This is a genomic window from Microbacterium deminutum, from assembly GCF_039530205.1.
Classification (GTDB): domain Bacteria; phylum Actinomycetota; class Actinomycetes; order Actinomycetales; family Microbacteriaceae; genus Microbacterium; species Microbacterium deminutum.
The window spans coordinates 124,125-141,217 of the sequence record NZ_BAAAOG010000002.1 but is presented as its reverse complement, the minus strand read 5'-3'; the positions used below and the strand labels follow the sequence as shown (position 1 = coordinate 141,217).

The following is a 17,093-nucleotide window of genomic DNA, read 5'->3' as shown; positions in this document are numbered from 1 at the left end:
TTATATTCATCATGATCTATCAAGGGAGATGTCATGATCGCTCCGGAGCAGTTCCGCGATCTCATGGCGGGCATTCCGTCGCCCGTGACGGTGCTGACGACGTGGGACGACGGCCCGGCCGGCGCCACGATCGGCGCGTTCATCTCGCTGTCGATGGATCCGCCCCTGGTACTGGCCTCGCTCATCTCGGGCACCACGATGCTGGAGCGACTGCTGCGAACCCGGCGGTTCGGTGTGAACCTGCTGGCCGAGCACCAGTCGCGGCATGCGCGGCGCTTCGCCAGTCGTACGGGGGACCGGTTCGCCGACATCGAGTGGCAGCTCCAGAACGGTCTGCCGCGGCTCGGCGGCACAGCCGCGTGGATCGAGTGCGAGCTGCAGTCGGAGGTGGCAGGCGGCGACCACACCATGGTGATCGGTCGCATCATGTCGGCCGAGACGAGCTCCGCTCAGCCCATGGTCTACTGCAGGCGCTCGTTCGGCGGCCACATCGCGACGCCTACCCCGGTGTGGGACGCGGCCTGACTCAGTTCTCGACAGACGGACCCTGTGACGCGATGAAGTCCCGCATCACGTCGAACGCGGCGTCGCGGTCCCGGGCGGCGAGGGCATCCGACATCCGGTCGAACAGGTCGAAGAGGTGTGTCGCCTCCGCTGCGTCGGTCGAGGCCCCGACAGCCACCGTGCCCTCGTCGAGCACGCCGAGCACGTTGACGTACACGGCGTACAGCATGGCGCTCGGACTGATCTCTGCCACGCGTCGCTGGTACGCCCACGACCCACGCAGGAAGGCATCGATATCGCCGGCTGCGATCCCCTCGCGCATGGCATCCGTGATGCGGCGCAGGTCGGCGATGTCGGCCGCCGACGAGTGCGTGAGCGCGTCGCCGATCACGAGCGGATCGAGCGCGTTGCGGATGCGCAGCGCATCGGCGACCGTGCGCTCGTCGTTCTCGAGCCCGATCATCGAGTTGCCCATGCGAACGAGTGACGACTTCGGCGCTGCGAAGATGCCGCCGCCCGGGCCTCGGCGCAACGTGACGACCCCCCGTGCCTGGGCGAGGGCGAGCGCCTCGTTGAGCGTTCCGACCGAGACCGCCGTGACCGCGCGGAGGTCGTCCTTGCTGCCGATCCGGTTCGTCGGCCCGGCCTTCTCGGCGAGCTGCTCGATGACAGACGCAGCCTGCTCCGCGCGGCTCGGCGAGGGCGCCGCGGGCTTCACGCCCCACACCCGGGGATCCAGGGCCGGGATGTCAGAAGCATCCGTCATCCGCCGTCCCCTTTCACTCGTCCGGTCCGGCTTCGATGCTAGCCGGGCCGCTCGCCCGTATCGCGCTTCGCGCCGGATCCGCCGGCCGATCACCCCGATGGAGAGGTAAACCCGCATGTCCGACACCCTCACGGCCCCGACGACTGTCGCCGAGGTCATCGAACGAATCACGGCGATCCAGCCCCTGCTGCGTCAGAACGCGGCCGAGGGCGAGATCGCCCGGCGCGTGCCCGAAGCGTCGATCCAGGCGCTGCGCGCCGCCGGCGCGTTCCGCATCGGAACGCCCGCCAGGTACGGGGGCCTCGAGGGCACCACCCAGGACCAGCTCGACGTGGCTGCCGCCGTCGGCTATGCCGATGGCGGTGCGGGCTGGACCGTTGCGCTCGCCAACGTGTGCGGCTGGCTCGCGGCGCTGTTCTCCCGTCAGGCGCAGGACGAGCTGTTCGGCGACAACCCCGACGCACTCGTCACGGGGGTGCTCGCCCCCACCGCGACGGCCGTGCGCGTCGATGGCGGCTATCAGATCACCGGCAAGTGGTACTACAACTCCGGCTCGTGGGAGGCGGACTGGGCCGGTGTCGGCATCCCGATCCCGAACGAAGCAGGCGAGATCGTGAACCAGGGCGTCGTGCTGATTCCGCGCCGCGACTACTCCATCGACGAGACCTGGTTCGTCGCCGGCATGCGCTCCAGCGCGAGCAACTGCATCGTCGTCGAGGACGTGTTCGTGCCCGACCACCGTGTCATGCTCGTACCGCCGGCCATCGGCGGCCAGTACGCGAACGAGTTCACCGCGGACGAGCCGGTGCACCGCTCGGCGTTCGTACCCGTGCTCGCGCTCGTGCTCATCGGTGCGCAGCTCGGGCTCGGCCGCGCGGCGTACGACTTCGTCGTCGAGAAGGCCGCGACCAAGCCGATCGCCTACAGCTTCTTCGAGCGTCAGGCGGAATCGACCGCCGTGCAGCTCCAGGTGGCGAAGGCCGCGCAGCTGCTCGACACCGCCGAGCTGCACGCGCGCCGTGCCGCGTCCGACATCGACACCGCCGCAGCGGCAGGGGACTACCCTGACTATCTCATGCGGGCTCGCGTGCGTGCCGACACCGCGCTCATCGCCGAGTCGGTCACGCAGGCGATCGACATCCTGCTGTGGGTGCACGGCGCGGGCTCGTTCGCGGAGTCGAGCCCGCTGCAGCGCATCTGGCGGGACTCCGCGGTCGCGGCCCGGCACGGGGTCATCGCACCCGCCGTCTCGTACGAGGTGTACGGCAAGGCGATCCTCGGCGACGAGCGGCCGGTCTCACCGCTCGTCTGAACCGCTGGGTTTCGTCTCGCCTTCGGCTCGCTCAACGACCGGGGCGAGGCGAAACACGCACCACAGCCGCCAAGGAGATCGCCGTTTGTGCCTCTTCGCTGCGCGTGCAGCGTGGCGTCCTGCGTCGGCCGGCCAACGCGTTGCGGCCGGTGCGTGGCCCGACCGGCGCACTGCGACACTGCGGCGGTGGGACGGAACGGGAGTGCGCATGGTTACGCTGTAGCGTCAACACCCGGCATCCTGTGAGGTTCGGACCCTATGCGCATTCTCGACGCGATCGACGACGCCCTCATCGCACAGCTGCGGCAGAGCCACGAGTTCTTCTGGCTGGATGCGACGGGGTCGACACCAGAGCAGATTCGGCATCTCGGCACCGTCCTGGACCTCCATCCGCTGGCGGTGGAGGACAGCATCAGGTTCGGGCAGCGCCCGAAGCTGGACACATACGGCGAGACTGCGCTCCTCGTCCTCAAGGGGGGCGTGGCCTCCAAGCCGGAGGATGTGAATCCGCATCCGCTCGAGGAGATCCACTGCCACCTCAGCGGGGACTTCATCGTGACGCTGCATCGGGGCCCGTTCCCGGAGCTGCACACTGTGCGGACCCAGTTCGCGCAGCGCGCGTCGGCGCGCAGCGAGCAATACCACGTCTATAAGATCGTCGACGTCATCGTCGACAGCTTCTTCCCGATCCTCTCCGACCTCGATGAGGAGATCAGCGACCTCGAGGATGCGATCGTCGCGGGCGCGGGCCGCAAGCAGCTCACCGAGGCGTTCCGTCTCAAGCGCCTGTTGCTCGTGCTCCGCAAGGCCGTCGTCCCGATGCGTGATGTGTTCGCCCGCGAGATCGAGGTGATCGCCGATCTGGCGGGGCTCGAGTCGGACAGTCATGACTACTTCCGGGATGTCTACGATCATCTGATCCGTATCACCGACGAGCTCGACTCGTACCACGAGATGGTCTCCGGCTGCACGGACCTCTATTTGTCGGCGGTCGCGAACCGGCAGGGCGAGACCTCCAAGCAGCTCGCGATCATCGCGTCGATCTTCCTGCCGCTGAGTTTTCTCACCGGGTTCTTCGGCATGAACTTCAGCTGGGAGGTCGGCCACGTCCTGGTCGGTCAGTGGGCGTTCTTGGTGCTCGGGCTCGGAACCATGGTGGCATCCGCGGCCTTCATGTGGTGGTGGTTCCACCACAAGGGCTGGACCGGTTCCGACGGCTGAGCCGTGTGGGGGCATCCGTGCCGCTGCGAGGCCTTCGGTCGATTCGCACGACGTGCGCCTGATGTCGTGGCCGCGGCGCCGTCCGGGAGCACGACGACACGCATCATGCATGCGGTCGCACTGACACCCGTTCCAGCGCCGCGTTCTCAGGGGTGATCAAGCGTGTCGGTGCTCGGGTCCCGTCGGGTTTCGCTGGTCATCTCGTCGTCCTCTGGTTCAAGGGTGTACCTGGGAGCCGACGCCCTTGTCGAGGCGGAGCGACTGCATGAGCATGAATGTCGTCGAGTAGGTGAGCGCCTCGATGTCGGCCGCGGCGAGCACGCCGGTGTATTTCTCGACGACTGGCCTGGTGGCGGTGGTGGTGACTTCGGTGAGATACCCGTTCACCCAGCCCCACGCGTTCGGGCCGTACTTGACGAAGTACTGCGTGGGGTCGACCGACCCCAAGGCGGCATACGAGGCGGCGACGATGTCCGCGATATAGGCCTGATGCAATTCCACGTCTGCGCGGGTGCCGAGTCTTCCCAGATGACCGGCGATGAGATGTGTCCACGGAAGTGCCAGCGCCTGAGCGGGTGCGTCGATGTATCCCGGCATGTCCTCGCTGAGGTTCGTGTTGAAGATCGGCACCCATCCCGGGTTGACGATGTCGATGAGCATCAGCGCGTCGTGACCGGGGAAGTGGATGAAGATGTTGTCCGGCGTGTGGTTCGGGCCGTGGAACGCCAGGTCGGCCCGCTCCCCGCCGATCTCCAGTGTCAGCGAGTCGGCGAAGGTGACCTCGGGTGCCGGCCGCGTCGGATCGTCGTCGCGCAGGAGGAGACGTCTGGTCTCCTCGTGGCCGATCAGAGTCGCGTCGGGGAAGAGGTCCGCAGCGCCGGCGTGATCGGCGTGGTGATGCGAATACACCAGGTGCGTCACCGTGTTCGGAGTGCCTTCTGCCTCGGCGATCTCATCGATCGCCCGCTGCAGGTTGTGGCCGATGGTCGGCGGTGCGTCGAACAGCATCACGCCCTCTGGGGTTGCCAGGAACGCCGCCACATAGACGCTGTCGGTCACCCAGAACAGATTCCGCTCCACACGTCCGACGTGGTAGCCGTCCTCATTGAGCGCGGGACCAAGGGCGGACTCGGGCAGCGGCGCGTAGTCCGGAAGTGCGGGAGAGTCGACCGATTCGGACATGATGTGCTTCCCTTCGTGGTTTGTGCGAGCGAGCCTCGCCCGCACGGATCTGTCATCCGATGGTGAGGCTAGACCTGTTTATTTGCGTGCACAAGCATTATTGTATTCGGGCGAGGAAGGGAGGACGCGCGGTGACTCAGGCTTCTGCTGCCGTGGTGGTGGGCGCGAGTGTTGCGCGGGGCTGGGCGGTCGCGGTCGCCCTCGCGGGCAGATGCCTGTCCTTGCCGTCGACCGCAACGCGAACGGCTTCGAACACGCGCCTGACGGCATCCGACGCGAGAGTTGCCGACGCTGCCGATCCGACGAGATCGCCGATGTTCACCGCGGGATTTCGGCCCTGCCTTGAACGCCGATAGCTACTCGGCCGGTCGGGTGCCGCCGAGGTGTTCGCCAGCCTCGAAGGTGCCGCCCATTCCTCAGGACGGACGGCTGAGCTCGCGGACGCGACGCAAGAATGGTTCGAGTGTGTCCGCCGCGTCTCTGACCTGTGCGGAATCGAGGTGGTCGAACAGCACTTCGCGCGCCCGGTCGACCTGGATAGGGTACGCCTTCCTGACGGCGTCCCTTCCGGGTTTCGTCACCCTCGTGACGGCGCTTCTCGCGTCGAACCTGCTCCTGAGCTTCTCGGCGAAGCCTCGCCGTTCCAGATCGGCCACCACGCGCGTCGTCCTCGAGGGTGATAGTCCGGCGGCCGACGCGAGTCCGCTCATCCACAGCTCTCCATCCTCAGCCTCGGAGAGCACGAGGAGGATGGCGAATTCGGACAAGGTGAGCCCTGAACCACGGAGGTCGTCGTCGAGGAGTCGAGGGAGGGCACCATTCAGGCGCATCAGTGTTCGCCACAGGCGGTCCTCGTCCGCAGTGAAATCGCGCATGCGCACACCATAGCGCTTGCTTGAGCAAGCAAACCGCAACCCGAGAACCGTGTCGAACGGAGGACAGTGAGTGACCGCATCCAATCGATTTCAAATCGGGTCCCACAACGTCGCGCGCGTCGGATACGGAGCTATGCAGCTCGCGGGACCCGGTGTCTTCGGACCACCACCCGACCGCGAAGCGGCGATCCGCCTGATTCGCAGCGCTGTCGAACTCGGCGTCGACCACATCGACACGGCGCAGTATTACGGTCCCGACATTGTCAACGAACTGCTCCGCGATGCGCTGGCGCCGATCGGCGACGAGATCGCGATCGTGAGCAAGGTCGCTGTGCGACGGGGTCCCGCGGGCGAGATCTTGAGATATGACGCGCCGCGCGATTTGCGCACCGGCATCGAGGGCAATCTTCGCACTCTCCGTGTCGACCATCTCGCGGCGGTGAATCTGCGGATGCCGGATCCGACCGCTGACCCGGATGCCCGCTTCGACGATCAGCTGGCGGCGATGATCGAGGCACGCGACGACGGTCTCATCGACGGCGTCGGCCTCAGCAATGTCAGCGCCGCGCAACTCCGACGAGCACTCGAAATCACAGAGGTCGTCTGCGTGCAGAACTACTTCAGTCTCGCCAGCCACCACTCGCGGGATGTGCTGAACATCACGGCCGCACAGGACATCGCGTTCGCACCCTACTGCCCGCTGGGCTGGCCGCGAGCCGATCGCGATCGGGTACTCGCGCATCCGGCGGTGCGACGCATAGCGAGAACGAGGGATGCAACCCCCGCTCAGGTCGCCTTGGCGTGGCTGCTGTCGCTCGGCCCGCATGTGCTCTTGATCCCGGGCACGAATACGCCGCATCACCTCGAAGAGAATCTCAGTTCCGTGCGGGTGTCCCTGACCGAGAGTGACCTCGCCGAGCTGGCGAACATCTAGATCGCCGCTGGGGCCCAGGACGACGAGTTCAGCACGGATGCGAAGCTCGCATCCACCTGGCCGTGGGGGTTCGCAGCCGCTGGTCGCCGACACGCTCAGGCCGACGTGTGGTCTCGTGCAACCGCATTTGCGAGATCGGCGTGACTAGGGCGACCGGGGATCCTCACCGACTCGTCCTCGAAGTGCTCGACAAGGCGACGTCGCTATCAGAGCGTTCCGTCGGACGTGACGCGAGGTCGTCGTCCCTTCCTGCGAGGTGAAGCTATGCGATCCAAGGTGCCTTGCGGGCCCCCGTTTCGCGGCGGAAAGGGGTGAAATCCTCTATGAAGTCCACAACGATCTGTTCCGTTGCCACGTCATTGCCTTTCATCGTCGAGCTCGCACCGCAGATGTAGTTGCTGGACGTCGTGGAGATCCCATTCATCGACTCCGAAGGAACCTCCGGGCGTGCTCAGATCCGCGTCGGCTGGCGGATCGACACCATCGTCACTTACGAGTGCGGAGAAGCGGACGAACTCATCGATGTCGACGCGATCTTCCCCCTCCTCGACAAGATGGCGATGCTGCGGGGTCGCCGCATCGATTACGACTGACACCGCGGATGATGACCGGACGGTCGACGTCAGGACTCGAAATCGGACCAGTCGGGAACGGATCGCGGTTCGGGGATCGCTGTGCCCGTGGCCGGCAAACCGTGTGCACGCAGGTTGACCGCTTCTTCCCGTAGGTAGATCACGACGCTCTCATCGGTGACTTCGTCGTGCTCGGATGCCTCGGCATCGGAGATGAGTTGGCTGGACGGGCCCACCAGGATTTCCGATCGGCCTTGCGAGCCGTCGTCGTTGAGGGTAGGGATCTGAACCGTCGCCGACCCGGCCGCCTGCGCCAGCGCCTGAGCGTAATCCAGCAGAGCTTCCGCAATCGCGGTGCCAGTGATCACCGAGTCACCTGCATAGTGAAGTCTGTCCATTACCGCGCTCCGCCGGTCGTGAGGACCGGATGCGCGGCGCTGATGCCAGCCAGGGGGCTGCGGTCGAGTTTCCGCAGGAGATCGGCGACATCGTCGTAGACGACCACAGCGCCGGCAGAGAGCAGTTCTTGAGCGCCGTATCCTCCGCTGCGCACCCCGATGCACGCGACGCCCGCCCGTGCGGCCGCCTCGACATCCCAAACCGAGTCGCCCACCAGCCACGCCGACTCGGCACGCGCCGACGCTTTTGCAAGCGCGACTTCGATGATGTCGGGGGAAGGTTTGGCGGTGCTCACATCCTCCCCCGATGTCACGACGTCGATGGCTTGGTCTGCGTCGAGCACCTTCAAGAGGGTGTCGAGTTCGCGTTGCGGTGCGGAAGTGGCCAGCACCACGGTGTGCCCGCGTCGCCCCAGTTCTGCCAAAAGCTCACGGGCACCGGGGATCGGGCGGAGACGATCCGCCAGTCCTCGGTAGAGGCGATCGTGTTCACTCTTCGCCAGGTCGCCGATGTCCTCCGCGTCGTGGCCGAGGAGACGCTCGAGCAGTACGGCCGAGTCCATCCCGATCGCGCGGTGTATCCGCCACACGTCGACCGGGTGTCCCGCGGCAACGAACCCTCGGTCCCACGCATCGACATGGAGGTAGTTCGAGTCGACCAGCGTCCCATCGATGTCGAACAGGACGGCGGAGCGTCGGTGCGAAGCTGGGGTCATCCCCCAAGCAAACGCCTCCCGCCGCCCGACCGTGAGGGGCTGGTGGAATCAGGAACACTGTGCAGTCGCGGCGAGTGCCGCCGATCCGCGTCATTCCGCGGTGCAGTCGTCTCCCCTGACCTCCAGGGTCACCACCGCGCTGCTGGGCGCACGTTAGTCCGAGGATGTCACTCCGGAGCTTCGGGATCGCCTCTGCGGCGGCGTCCGCACAGCTTCGAGAAACGCTGCCCCAGACCTCGCTGACGGCAGTGGGCATCGCAGTTTCTGGATCCATTCCGGTCCAGGTTCATTTCTACGGCGGCCGCAGTCCCCACATCAATCGCAGGTGGGTGGAGGACTTGATCAATGAAGCGAGCAGTCCCAGCGGACTCTCGATTCTCCCGGAACCTGTAGAACCGTCCCCGCCTCCCTGACGGCACGGGACTGGCGGGCGAGTTTCCGCGGCGGATGCGATCTGGCGGCTGCTTCCTGTGCAGAAGGAAGTCGGCCATCAGGTCCTGCACGGCTCGACCATGTCGCCGCCGTTCGCGGTGCTGCAGCCAATGTGGTGCGCGGCGGCGAGGCCCGGCGGAGGATCGTTACGGTCACGCGAGGCTGGGCATGCCGAACGTGGGGAAGAGGTCGTCGCCGGCCCAGGCTAGCGAGCGTGCCGCGTTGAGCAGCAGTGGGAAGTCGGGGTACCACCAGCCGTCGCCGCCGGCCCCTTCGCCGATGTCGTGGCGGTTCCAGCAGAGCACCATCGACAGGTCGCCGGTCATGTACCGCACGCAGTTCTGGCTGCTCTCGGGGAGGCTGCCGCCCTTCATGCCGTAGTAACTGCCGGCGGCGGCGTCGATGACGAGCGCGGTGTCGAATCCGTGGCCGCCGCCGTTCATCGCCATGGTGAACAGGTTCGCGATTGTGGCGGGCTGCAGGACTGGGTTGTTCGTGCGTATGTCAAGCATCGCCAGCAGTCGCGCGACGGCGACCACGGAGGCTGAGAGTCCGCCGCCGCCGTCGTTGCGCTCCAGGCCCCAGAATCCGCCGTAGCCTGTGGCGCGCCAGCGCCGGTCCTGGTCGACGATGCTCGCGCCGATGCCGAACAGGGTCGGGTGGTAGCGGGCTTCGCCTGGCGTCTGTCCCTCGACGCGGGTGCGTGCGATGCGCAGACCGGTGATTGACAGCGGCCTGGTGAGCAGCCCGCTGAGCGCGGCCGGCAGCGTGGTCTTGCCGGTGACTTTCATGACGACGTGGCCGAGCAGGAAGTAGCCCCAGTTGCTGTAGCTTGGCGTCGTCGGAGGCGGGCTCGCCGGCTGGGTGACGAGGAAGCGGTCGGTCTTACGTCCATCCACTGGCAGCTGTGTCGGCCGCCCGGCGAGGTCGAAGGCCAGGGCCACCTGAGGCTCGATGCCGTACGGGTTGGTCGGCAGACCGCTGGTGTGCTCCAGCAGGTGCTGAACCGTGACGTCGTGGAACATCGATGGCACCGCCGAGCCGTCGGGCTGGGTCAGGGCGAGCACGTCTTGCACGCGCGTGCCGAAGGTGAGCTGTCCGTCCTGGATCAGCCGGTGCACGGCCAGTGCGACGATCGTCTTACTGACGCTGGCCTGCCGGAAGCGCGTGGATGGCTGCACCGCCGGGTAGTGGGGCTCCGCGAGGGTGTAGCCGCGCGCGTAGACCAGCCGCCCGGCCTGCACGAGCGCGATCCCCGCGCCGCGGATGCGGTGGCGGGCCATGGCCTGCTGCATGATGTCGTCGAGCGCGGCATTCGCCACAGGCCCGGTCGGCGCGCGCCAGGTCAGCGGCAGCCGTGCGTCGGACTTGCCGAAGACGACCGCGAAGCGCGTCGAGGCGCCGGCCCCGCCGCCCTGCACCGACAGCGGCCAGTAGCCCTGGGGCACGAACTGGTCGAAGACCTGCTGGTAGCCGGCGCTGCTGAGCTCGTGGCGGGCGAACCAGTCGTCGACGCGGTCGTCGCGGAAGATCGACGTGTAGCGGCCGTCGGGAGAGACCGCCACCTGGTGAGGGAACGCCCCAACCGGGACGAGCGCGTCGAAGCGCGCCTGGTACTCGCCGGCCGTGTCGCCGAGTCCATCCAGCGTCCAGCAGGTGCCGTTCGAGTCGTCGACCCAGATCCCCGCGTAGCGCAGGTCGGGTGCCTCGCCGTAGACCGCGATGCTGGTCGGCAGCCAGCGGTTGCGGCGTGCCTGGTCGAGCCAGTGGTCGATGGTCGCCGCGTCGCTCACGTCTCCGCGTACCAGCCCGTGGCGGGTGAGCGGCACCGAGCCCGATCGCTGCTCGAAGGTGCCGGCGAAGACCGGGTCGTCGGCCGGGCCGGTTGCCGTCAGAAGCACGGGCTTGAAGCCGGCGGCGACGGCGTTGTCGAAGGCCGCCTGATAGCCGGCGAAATCGACGCCGTGGACGGCCGACCAGTCCGGTCCGCCGCGGCGCACCCAGACGGCGGCGTAACGCTCATCGCCGCGCCGTCCGTAAACGCTCAGGCTCGTGATCCGGTAGCCCTGCGGGAACAGGTCGTCGAAGTGGGCCTGGTGGTCGGCGCTGGTGCGATCGTGGTACGCGACGAAGTCCACGCCACCGATGCTACGCGCTGAACCCGTCGATGTTCAGCATGCTTCTTCCGCGGGAGGAGACGTGCTGCGGCTGGGCTTCGGGCTACCGCGGCAGCACACCTGACCCTCCTGACGTGTCGCCGCCGGCCCGACACTCGGCTCCGTTGCATCTACCCCCAACCACCTGGTTTTCGGCTCGGACGGAAACTCCGCCCTGTGCTGGTGCTGGTTCTGGTTTCCGAGCTGGCCTGGGGTCGGCTGGGGACAAGTCGGCGGGCCGGGCGGGCGGCGCTTGCTTGGCCGGGTCGGGTCCGCATGCGAAGCCCACTATCGCTCCGAGCAGGGCGAACGCCGCCGCCGCGAGCAGGACGTCATTCAGTCCGCTGGCGGTCCCGGCGTGAGCTGCGCCGGCGACCGCTGCGCGCGCGTCGGGCGGGACCAGGGCGGCGACTCTGGCGCCGGCGCCAGAGGCGACTGCGGCGGCCAGCCGGTGGAGGGTATGTGGCGGCGCAGGCAGGTCTGCCAGGCTATGCAACGTCGCGATGGTGACGCGTGATGCGTACAGGGCGCCGAACACCGCCACGCCAGTGGCCGTGCCGACCTGGCGAAGTGTGTTCGTGATGCCGGCTGCCATCCCGGAGCGTCTTGGCTCCACCGCCGAAAGCGCGGATGAAGCCAGGCCTGTGGATGTGATGCCCAACCCGATCCCGGCCAGGATGAGACCGGGAAGCAGCACCAGCCAGCTCGAGGTGGCGGTCAGATGGGCCATCGAGGCCAGTCCGGCTGAGGCTGAGGCCATGGCTACACCCAACAGCACCCGCATCGACACCTTGCCGATCAGCCGACCGGTCAGCAGCGCCACCGCAAAGGCCGCCACGAACATCGGCAGCAGCCGCAGCCCGCCCTGGAGCGGGGAGTAGCCCAGCGTGTTCTGAACATAGAGGGACACATATGTGATCGTCCCGACGACCGTGGCTGAGATCGCGAACGCAACGAAGCCGGTCGCGGCGAAGCTGCGTCGCCTGAACAGCCGTAGGTCGGCCACAGGTGCGCGGGCGAAGCGCAACTCGTAGATCACGAACGCGGCAAGAGCCACTGCTGCGGCCGCGAACAGGGCTAGGATCGTCGGGCTCGTCCAGCCCAGCCCGTTGCCGCTGACCAGCGCGAACATCAGAGCGGTGAGCGCGGCGATGATCAGGATCGTGCCCAGCCAGTCGAGTTTGCCGCCTGCGCGGTCGCGGGATTCTCGCAACTTGACCAGCCCGACCGCGACCGCCGCCGCACCTACCGGCAGGTTGACGAAGAAGATGGACCGCCAGCCGAGTGTGTCGGTCAACAGTCCCCCGATCAGCGGACCGAGGGCGCTGGCCCCGCCGAGCGTGGCACCGAAGCCGCCCAGCGCCCGTGCCAGCGCAGCACCGGAGAACTCGGCGCGCAGCAAGGGCGTGGCGGTCGCGAAGAGCGCCGCACCCCCGACACCCTGAACTGCCCGGAACACCTCGAGTGCCAAGGCAGTCGTGGCCAGGCCACTCGCCACGGACGCCACCGTGAAGATGACCATACCCACCAGGAACAGCCGGCGCCGGCCCAGCCGGTCTCCCAGGGTTGCCGCTGGCAGGAGCAATACGGCCAACACCAAGGCATACGCAGCGCTCACCCACTGCAAGTCCGGCAGGCTCGCCCCAAGGTCCTGCTGAATCGATGGAAGCGCGACGCTCACCACCGTGATGTCCAGCAGCAGCATGAACGCCGCCGTCAACACCAGCACCAGCGTCCACCGCTGTCTCGGGAAGGCGTGTGCCGTCGTCTGGTCGAGCTCTATCTTGGTCATGTTTTCCACGTTGATTGATCGCCTCATCGCTCGCACCCGTGTGTGTCCCCGGTCTGACCCCGGGTCACGGGTCATGCTCCAGCCAAGGGTCGTCAGGACATGCACGACTTCGCGCAGTTCAGAGCCACGGTTCAGGCGTTCGGGGTAGCGTCCCGCGATCGCCGCTGAGGGTTCTCGATGGCGTCCAGTCCGTCGAGCCAACTCCGGATTCCGGTCATGTGTGGCGCAGCTCGGGCCGGCGAGATAGACGTCCGCGGGCACCGCATCGAATGCGTCGCTGTGCGGACGGAAACCGCTCGAGAATCGCCCACCTGACGGTCAGGACATCGATCACGTCGCTCTTGTTGCGGGCATAGTGCAGGGCGCTGTTCGGTGCTACCTTGGCGCACGGGGGTTCGGCCGTCAATCCTGGAGTCATCATGACTATGGGTGCGGAAGCGTTGTCGTCAGAGGCGACAAACGCCGACCCCAGGGCCGAGTTGATCGCCATGATCCGCGACCAGGGCGTGCTCAGATCCACACCCGAGCGTCCTATTCTCGACCGCGACGGCACGCGCGCTGACTGGATGCTTTACACCTACCCGGTCACCCTGTCGGCAGCCGGGGGACGGCTCGTCGCCGACTCGCTCCTGCCGGTGCTCCGGACCTTCGCCGCTCGTCAGCTGGTGAGCGTGGGATATACCGCATTGCCCATCATGAGTGCGTGCATTCTGCAGTCCGGCGGTGAATTCGTCGGCGCCTGCATTCGCGAGAGCCCCAAGGCGTATGGCACCCGCCGCAGGATCGAAGGCGCCGTCGACCCGGGCCGACCGGTGGTCTTGATCGACGACTCCATCAGCTCCGGCCGATCGATCAAGTCCGGCATCCAGGCCCTCGAGGAGGCCGGGTACGACGTGGAGGGTGTGGTCGCGCTCGTCCACTTCCCCTGGCGGGGCGGCGTCGAATGGGCCCGGGCCAACGGCTACCGCGTCGAGTTGCTCATGGACGTCTGGCGCGACGTCGGGATGCCGTTGGCCGACCACGCCCACGGATTCCGTTGCGTCGGACCGGTGTGGAGCGAGCGGACGGTCGCGTCCGGACTGCACCCGGCGTACGTGGCTCGCGAGGTCGCGACCGAAATGCTCGGCAGCGGTCGGGCGCCACGGCCACCGTCCCGGCTGGACCGGGAATACGACGGCAGCGGCGGCGTGTACGTCAGTTTCCGGGATCGGGCCACCGACCATCGGGTCGCCCGGAGCGGGTTCTGGCATTTCGATCCGGCCGACGGCGACGCTGCCCGTGACGTCGTCCTGGCCACGGTGCGCACGGTGCGGGGTGCCGAGCGGGCTCTGGCCGCCTGCGGCCTTGACCGGCTCAAGATCGCGGTGTCCTTTCTCGGCCCGCTGGAACGGATCGAGCCGTGCGACCTCGACTACGACCGGCTGGGCCTCGTCGTAAGGAGCACCGCGCAACCAGGCAAGGTCGGCGGCGCGCTGCCCCACACGCAGGTGTTCACCAGCGACATCGAGCAGTACCGGCACGCGGCCTACCGGAACGCCCGGCTCGGGCGCAGCGAACCCCACGAGCTGTTCGTGCACACGGTGTCCAAGGTCGTCGAACCCGGACACACATGGCTGCCATATGGTTCAAGCGACGACGGCGACGAGCATCTTCCGCTGGACGTCGGTGCCCGGCTGACCGCGCGCGCGGCCGAGGCCCTGCATGCAGAACTCGACGGCCGTCCACTGCGGGGCGCGCCGCTTCCCGACGACCTGCTCCCTGATCCCGTCCACGGGATCGGAGTGACGCTCTACGCCCGTGGCGTGATCGGCTGCTGCATCAGCTCGGCCGACACCGTGGACGCCTGCGTCACCAGGGCCGCGCGCACGGCCGCAAACGACCCGCGCTTCGCCCATAAGCGGGAGGCGGCCGGCGGCGAGCCGATCGCCGTGTGCGTCTCGGTGCTCCGCGATCGGGAGCTGCTGGACGCAACCAGCGACCTCTCTCGGGCGCTCGTCAAGCCGCGGCCGGGTGAGGACACAGTCGGCGTGCAGGCCGGGTCTCAGTCGGCGCTGTTCCTGCCGCAGGTCGGCGTGCACTATGGCTGGGACAGGGCGGAGCTGGCCCGCCAGCTGCTCGCCAAGGCCAGGATCACCGGGGGCCAGCCGCAATGGGCGAGCTACCGCACGACCTCCTGGGTGCGCGCCGGAGGAGACGCCCGAGCCCTGCGGGCTGCCTTCCCCGACCACGACCCGATCACGCCCGATCTCCCCACGCTGCGGAGCACACTCGCGCTGCTGGCCGACTACCTCTGCCGGCAGGTCCAGCGCAACGGCCTGGTCGCCTACTCCTACGAGCCGGTGTTCGGCCGCACCCGAGCGACCGGCACCGCGGGGCGGGTGCTTCACGCCATGACCGCCCTCGCCGACGCGGGGCGAATCCTCGGTCGCCCGGACTTCGTGGCCACGGCGGCCAAGGGCATTGGCGTGGCGCTCGACCACGTCGTCGAGGGAGCCGGTGACGCCATCCAGCTTCCTGGGCTGAGTGCCAGCGTCGGCGCGGATGCCGAACTGCTGCTCGGGCTGGTGGCGCTCGGCGACAGCGCGCTGCTCGATCCGCGGGGCAACCCGGTCCGCGAGCGCCTGCTCACGGCACTGCAGCCGGACGGGCGCATCGACCGGTCCGCCCGACGCCGCATGCGCGCCGAGCACGACTTCCTCCCCGGTCTCCTGCTGCTGGCGCTCGCGTCGTACCCGGGCGAGCTGCCCGACCTCGGACCCCAACTTGCCTGGTACCAGCGGCGGTTTGAGCTGTTGCACCCCTGGGGGATGGTGGGCTGGCACCCCCAAGCCTGGCGTCAGGTCTGGGAGGCCGGCCGGCGGTCGCCGGCCCTGCCGGAGTTCGTGCGTGAGCTGGTGGACTGGGCGCTGCTCAGGCAACATCATCGCAGCGGCGCCTTCCTCACCGACCTGAACCTCACCGGACCCAGCTTCCACACGGCGTTCGTGATGGAGGGCGTCGCCGACGCCGCGCGTCTCATGGTGGTGATCGGGGATGAAACCACGGCGGGCGCGTACATGCGCGCGTGGCGCCGGGGATTCCTGTTGCTGGACCGGCTGATCATCCGAGACTCCGACACGTTCTGTATGCAGGATCCAATCACCGCAGTCGGCGGGGTACGAGCAACGCTGACGTCCGCCCAGGTTCGCGTCGACTTCGTCAGTCACGCGGTCCAGGCGATCGTCAAGGCCTTGCAGTACGCCGCCGCTGCCTCACGCTGGGAGGTTGATACCCATGTCCGATGACACGACCAACGAGAACAACCCCAAGGTCCGCCCGACCTTCGGCGACCAGGCGCCCCCGGCGGCCGCCGCGCGGTCCGGGCGCGAAGCCGAAGCGCCCGAGCTCAGTGAGCTGAGCGAGTTCAGCGAGTTCAGCGACACCGCAGAAGTGCCGGATCATTCCGAGGTCCCGGATCACTCGGAGGTCCCGGATCACTCGGAGGTCCCGGATCACTCGGAGGTCCCGGATCATTCCGAGGTCCCGGATCACTCGGAGGTCCCGGATCATTCCGAGGTCCCGGATCATTCCGAGGTGCCGGATCATTCCGAGGTGCCGGATCATTCCGAGGTGCCGGATCATTCCGAGGTCCCGGATCATTCCGAGGTCCCGGATCATTCCGAGGTCCCGGATCATTCCGAGGTCCCGGATCATTCCGAGGTGCCGGATCACTCGGAGGTGCCGGATCACTCGGAGGTGCCGGATCATTCCGAGGTGCCGGATCATTCCGAGGTGCCGGATCATTCCGAGGTCCCGGATCACTCGGAGGTCCCGGATCACTCGGAGGTGCCGGATCACTCCGAGGTGCCGGATCACTCCGAAACCGGCGACTTGGGCGAGATAGGCATCCTGACCGGGGCGTTCCAGCAGATTGCCGGCGTCCTCGCCTCGTCGCTATCGAACCTCGACACCCGGAACCGCACACAGGTCGTCGTGTCGGTCGTCCAGGAGCTCTCGAAGAGCTTGGACCGCGAAGGCCACGCCGCACTGCAACAGGCCCTGGCGAAGATGCAGGCGCAGGGCCAGGAAGGCCCGCTTTGACCGCTTCGCTACGCGATCATGGAGACGGCGCGGTCGCCGCATCGCCGACCGCGCCGGCGACTCGACGAGTGCGGCGCGATCCGTTCACGTGGGCAGTCCTGGAGGACTTCTTCACCCGGGAGCGGACGGACGCGCTGGCGAGTTCCTTCCCAA

Annotated in this window: 17 protein-coding genes; 8 read left to right on the top strand and 9 right to left on the bottom strand. The window is 67.6% G+C overall.

Annotated elements, in window-relative coordinates:
- Positions 1–33: 33 nt before the first annotated feature.
- On the top strand, positions 34–525 hold the full coding sequence (locus tag ABD212_RS06980; RefSeq protein ID WP_344092746.1) for a flavin reductase family protein: 492 nt from the start codon (positions 34–36) through the stop codon (positions 523–525).
- Position 526: 1 nt separating this feature from the next.
- Here ABD212_RS06980 and ABD212_RS06975 read toward each other — a convergent pair whose 3' ends face one another.
- Positions 527–1,270 carry a FadR/GntR family transcriptional regulator gene (locus ABD212_RS06975; protein ID WP_344092744.1) on the bottom strand — a complete coding sequence of 248 codons (744 nt, stop codon included), beginning with the start codon at positions 1,268–1,270 and terminating at the stop codon, positions 527–529.
- A 115-nt stretch (positions 1,271–1,385) separates the two neighbouring features.
- On the opposite strand from ABD212_RS06975, the gene ABD212_RS06970 reads away from it, so the two are divergent.
- Together ABD212_RS06970 and ABD212_RS06965 are read left to right on the top strand one after the other, a co-directional pair.
- Positions 1,386–2,582, top strand: a complete 1,197-nt coding sequence (locus ABD212_RS06970; protein ID WP_344092742.1) for an acyl-CoA dehydrogenase family protein — start codon at positions 1,386–1,388, stop codon at positions 2,580–2,582.
- Between the two features lie 258 nt (positions 2,583–2,840).
- The gene (locus ABD212_RS06965; RefSeq protein ID WP_344092740.1) at positions 2,841–3,803 is read left to right on the top strand and encodes a magnesium transporter CorA family protein; all 963 of its coding nucleotides are present in this window, start codon (positions 2,841–2,843) and stop codon (positions 3,801–3,803) included.
- Positions 3,804–4,019: 216 nt separating this feature from the next.
- On the opposite strand, the gene ABD212_RS06960 is transcribed toward ABD212_RS06965, so the two are convergent.
- The 3 genes from ABD212_RS06960 to ABD212_RS06950 all read right to left on the bottom strand — a co-directional run bounded on the left by ABD212_RS06960 (position 4,020) and on the right by ABD212_RS06950 (position 5,944).
- Entirely contained in the window at positions 4,020–4,985 is a 966-nt protein-coding gene (locus tag ABD212_RS06960; protein ID WP_344092738.1) for an MBL fold metallo-hydrolase, read from the bottom strand.
- 136 nt (positions 4,986–5,121) lie between these two features.
- Entirely contained in the window at positions 5,122–5,307 is a 186-nt protein-coding gene (locus tag ABD212_RS06955) for a hypothetical protein (protein WP_344092736.1), read from the bottom strand.
- Between the two features lie 94 nt (positions 5,308–5,401).
- A complete protein-coding gene (locus ABD212_RS06950; protein WP_344092734.1) occupies positions 5,402–5,944 on the bottom strand; it encodes a MarR family winged helix-turn-helix transcriptional regulator in 543 nt (180 codons plus the stop codon).
- Between ABD212_RS06950 and ABD212_RS06945 the strand changes: the two genes are divergently transcribed.
- On the top strand, positions 5,931–6,794 hold the full coding sequence (locus ABD212_RS06945) for an oxidoreductase (protein ID WP_344092732.1): 864 nt from the start codon (positions 5,931–5,933) through the stop codon (positions 6,792–6,794). The two genes, ABD212_RS06950 and ABD212_RS06945, sit on opposite strands and share 14 nt — an antisense overlap.
- Positions 6,795–7,201: 407 nt before the next feature.
- Positions 7,202–7,387, top strand: a complete 186-nt coding sequence (locus ABD212_RS06940) for a hypothetical protein (RefSeq protein ID WP_344092730.1) — start codon at positions 7,202–7,204, stop codon at positions 7,385–7,387.
- A 29-nt stretch (positions 7,388–7,416) separates the two neighbouring features.
- On the opposite strand, the gene ABD212_RS06935 is transcribed toward ABD212_RS06940, so the two are convergent.
- A complete protein-coding gene (locus ABD212_RS06935) occupies positions 7,417–7,734 on the bottom strand; it encodes a hypothetical protein (RefSeq protein ID WP_344092727.1) in 318 nt (105 codons plus the stop codon).
- A gap of 29 nt (positions 7,735–7,763) precedes the next feature.
- On the bottom strand, positions 7,764–8,480 hold the full coding sequence (locus ABD212_RS06930) for an HAD family hydrolase (RefSeq protein ID WP_344092725.1): 717 nt from the start codon (positions 8,478–8,480) through the stop codon (positions 7,764–7,766).
- 164 nt (positions 8,481–8,644) lie between these two features.
- On the opposite strand from ABD212_RS06930, the gene ABD212_RS19075 reads away from it, so the two are divergent.
- Positions 8,645–8,893 carry a DUF7882 family protein gene (locus ABD212_RS19075; protein WP_486341486.1) on the top strand — a complete coding sequence of 83 codons (249 nt, stop codon included), beginning with the start codon at positions 8,645–8,647 and terminating at the stop codon, positions 8,891–8,893.
- A gap of 171 nt (positions 8,894–9,064) precedes the next feature.
- On the opposite strand, the gene ABD212_RS06925 is transcribed toward ABD212_RS19075, so the two are convergent.
- Both ABD212_RS06925 and ABD212_RS06920 read right to left on the bottom strand, forming a co-directional pair.
- Positions 9,065–11,050 (bottom strand): serine hydrolase, encoded by a 1,986-nt coding sequence (locus ABD212_RS06925; protein WP_344092723.1) that lies wholly within the window; start codon positions 11,048–11,050, stop codon positions 9,065–9,067.
- Between the two features lie 82 nt (positions 11,051–11,132).
- Positions 11,133–12,860, bottom strand: coding sequence for an MFS transporter (locus tag ABD212_RS06920; RefSeq protein ID WP_344092721.1), 1,728 nt, complete (start codon positions 12,858–12,860; stop codon positions 11,133–11,135).
- 488 nt (positions 12,861–13,348) lie between these two features.
- Between ABD212_RS06920 and ABD212_RS06915 the strand changes: the two genes are divergently transcribed.
- Positions 13,349–16,144: an AMMECR1 domain-containing protein gene (locus ABD212_RS06915; RefSeq protein ID WP_344092719.1), complete on the top strand. Its 2,796-nt coding sequence runs from the start codon at positions 13,349–13,351 to the stop codon at positions 16,142–16,144.
- Here the strand turns inward: ABD212_RS06915 and ABD212_RS06910 are convergent.
- A complete protein-coding gene (locus ABD212_RS06910) occupies positions 16,083–16,715 on the bottom strand; it encodes a hypothetical protein (RefSeq protein ID WP_344092717.1) in 633 nt (210 codons plus the stop codon). The genes ABD212_RS06915 and ABD212_RS06910 overlap by 62 nt on opposite strands.
- Here ABD212_RS06910 and ABD212_RS06905 point away from each other — a divergent pair.
- A complete protein-coding gene (locus ABD212_RS06905; protein ID WP_344092715.1) occupies positions 16,704–16,940 on the top strand; it encodes a hypothetical protein in 237 nt (78 codons plus the stop codon). The genes ABD212_RS06910 and ABD212_RS06905 overlap by 12 nt on opposite strands.
- Positions 16,941–17,093 lie beyond the last annotated feature (153 nt).

Coding starts and splice junctions, on each gene's coding strand:
- ABD212_RS06980 (WP_344092746.1), top strand. CDS start 34: ATGATCGCTCCGGAGCAGTTCCGCGATCTCATGGCGGGCATTCCGTCG.
- ABD212_RS06960 (WP_344092738.1), bottom strand. CDS start 4,985: ATGTCCGAATCGGTCGACTCTCCCGCACTTCCGGACTACGCGCCGCTG.
- ABD212_RS06920 (WP_344092721.1), bottom strand. CDS start 12,860: ATGACCAAGATAGAGCTCGACCAGACGACGGCACACGCCTTCCCGAGA.
- ABD212_RS06975 (WP_344092744.1), bottom strand. CDS start 1,270: ATGACGGATGCTTCTGACATCCCGGCCCTGGATCCCCGGGTGTGGGGC.
- ABD212_RS06930 (WP_344092725.1), bottom strand. CDS start 8,480: ATGACCCCAGCTTCGCACCGACGCTCCGCCGTCCTGTTCGACATCGAT.
- ABD212_RS06915 (WP_344092719.1), top strand. CDS start 13,349: ATGATCCGCGACCAGGGCGTGCTCAGATCCACACCCGAGCGTCCTATT.
- ABD212_RS06970 (WP_344092742.1), top strand. CDS start 1,386: ATGTCCGACACCCTCACGGCCCCGACGACTGTCGCCGAGGTCATCGAA.
- ABD212_RS06965 (WP_344092740.1), top strand. CDS start 2,841: ATGCGCATTCTCGACGCGATCGACGACGCCCTCATCGCACAGCTGCGG.
- ABD212_RS19075 (WP_486341486.1), top strand. CDS start 8,645: ATGTCACTCCGGAGCTTCGGGATCGCCTCTGCGGCGGCGTCCGCACAG.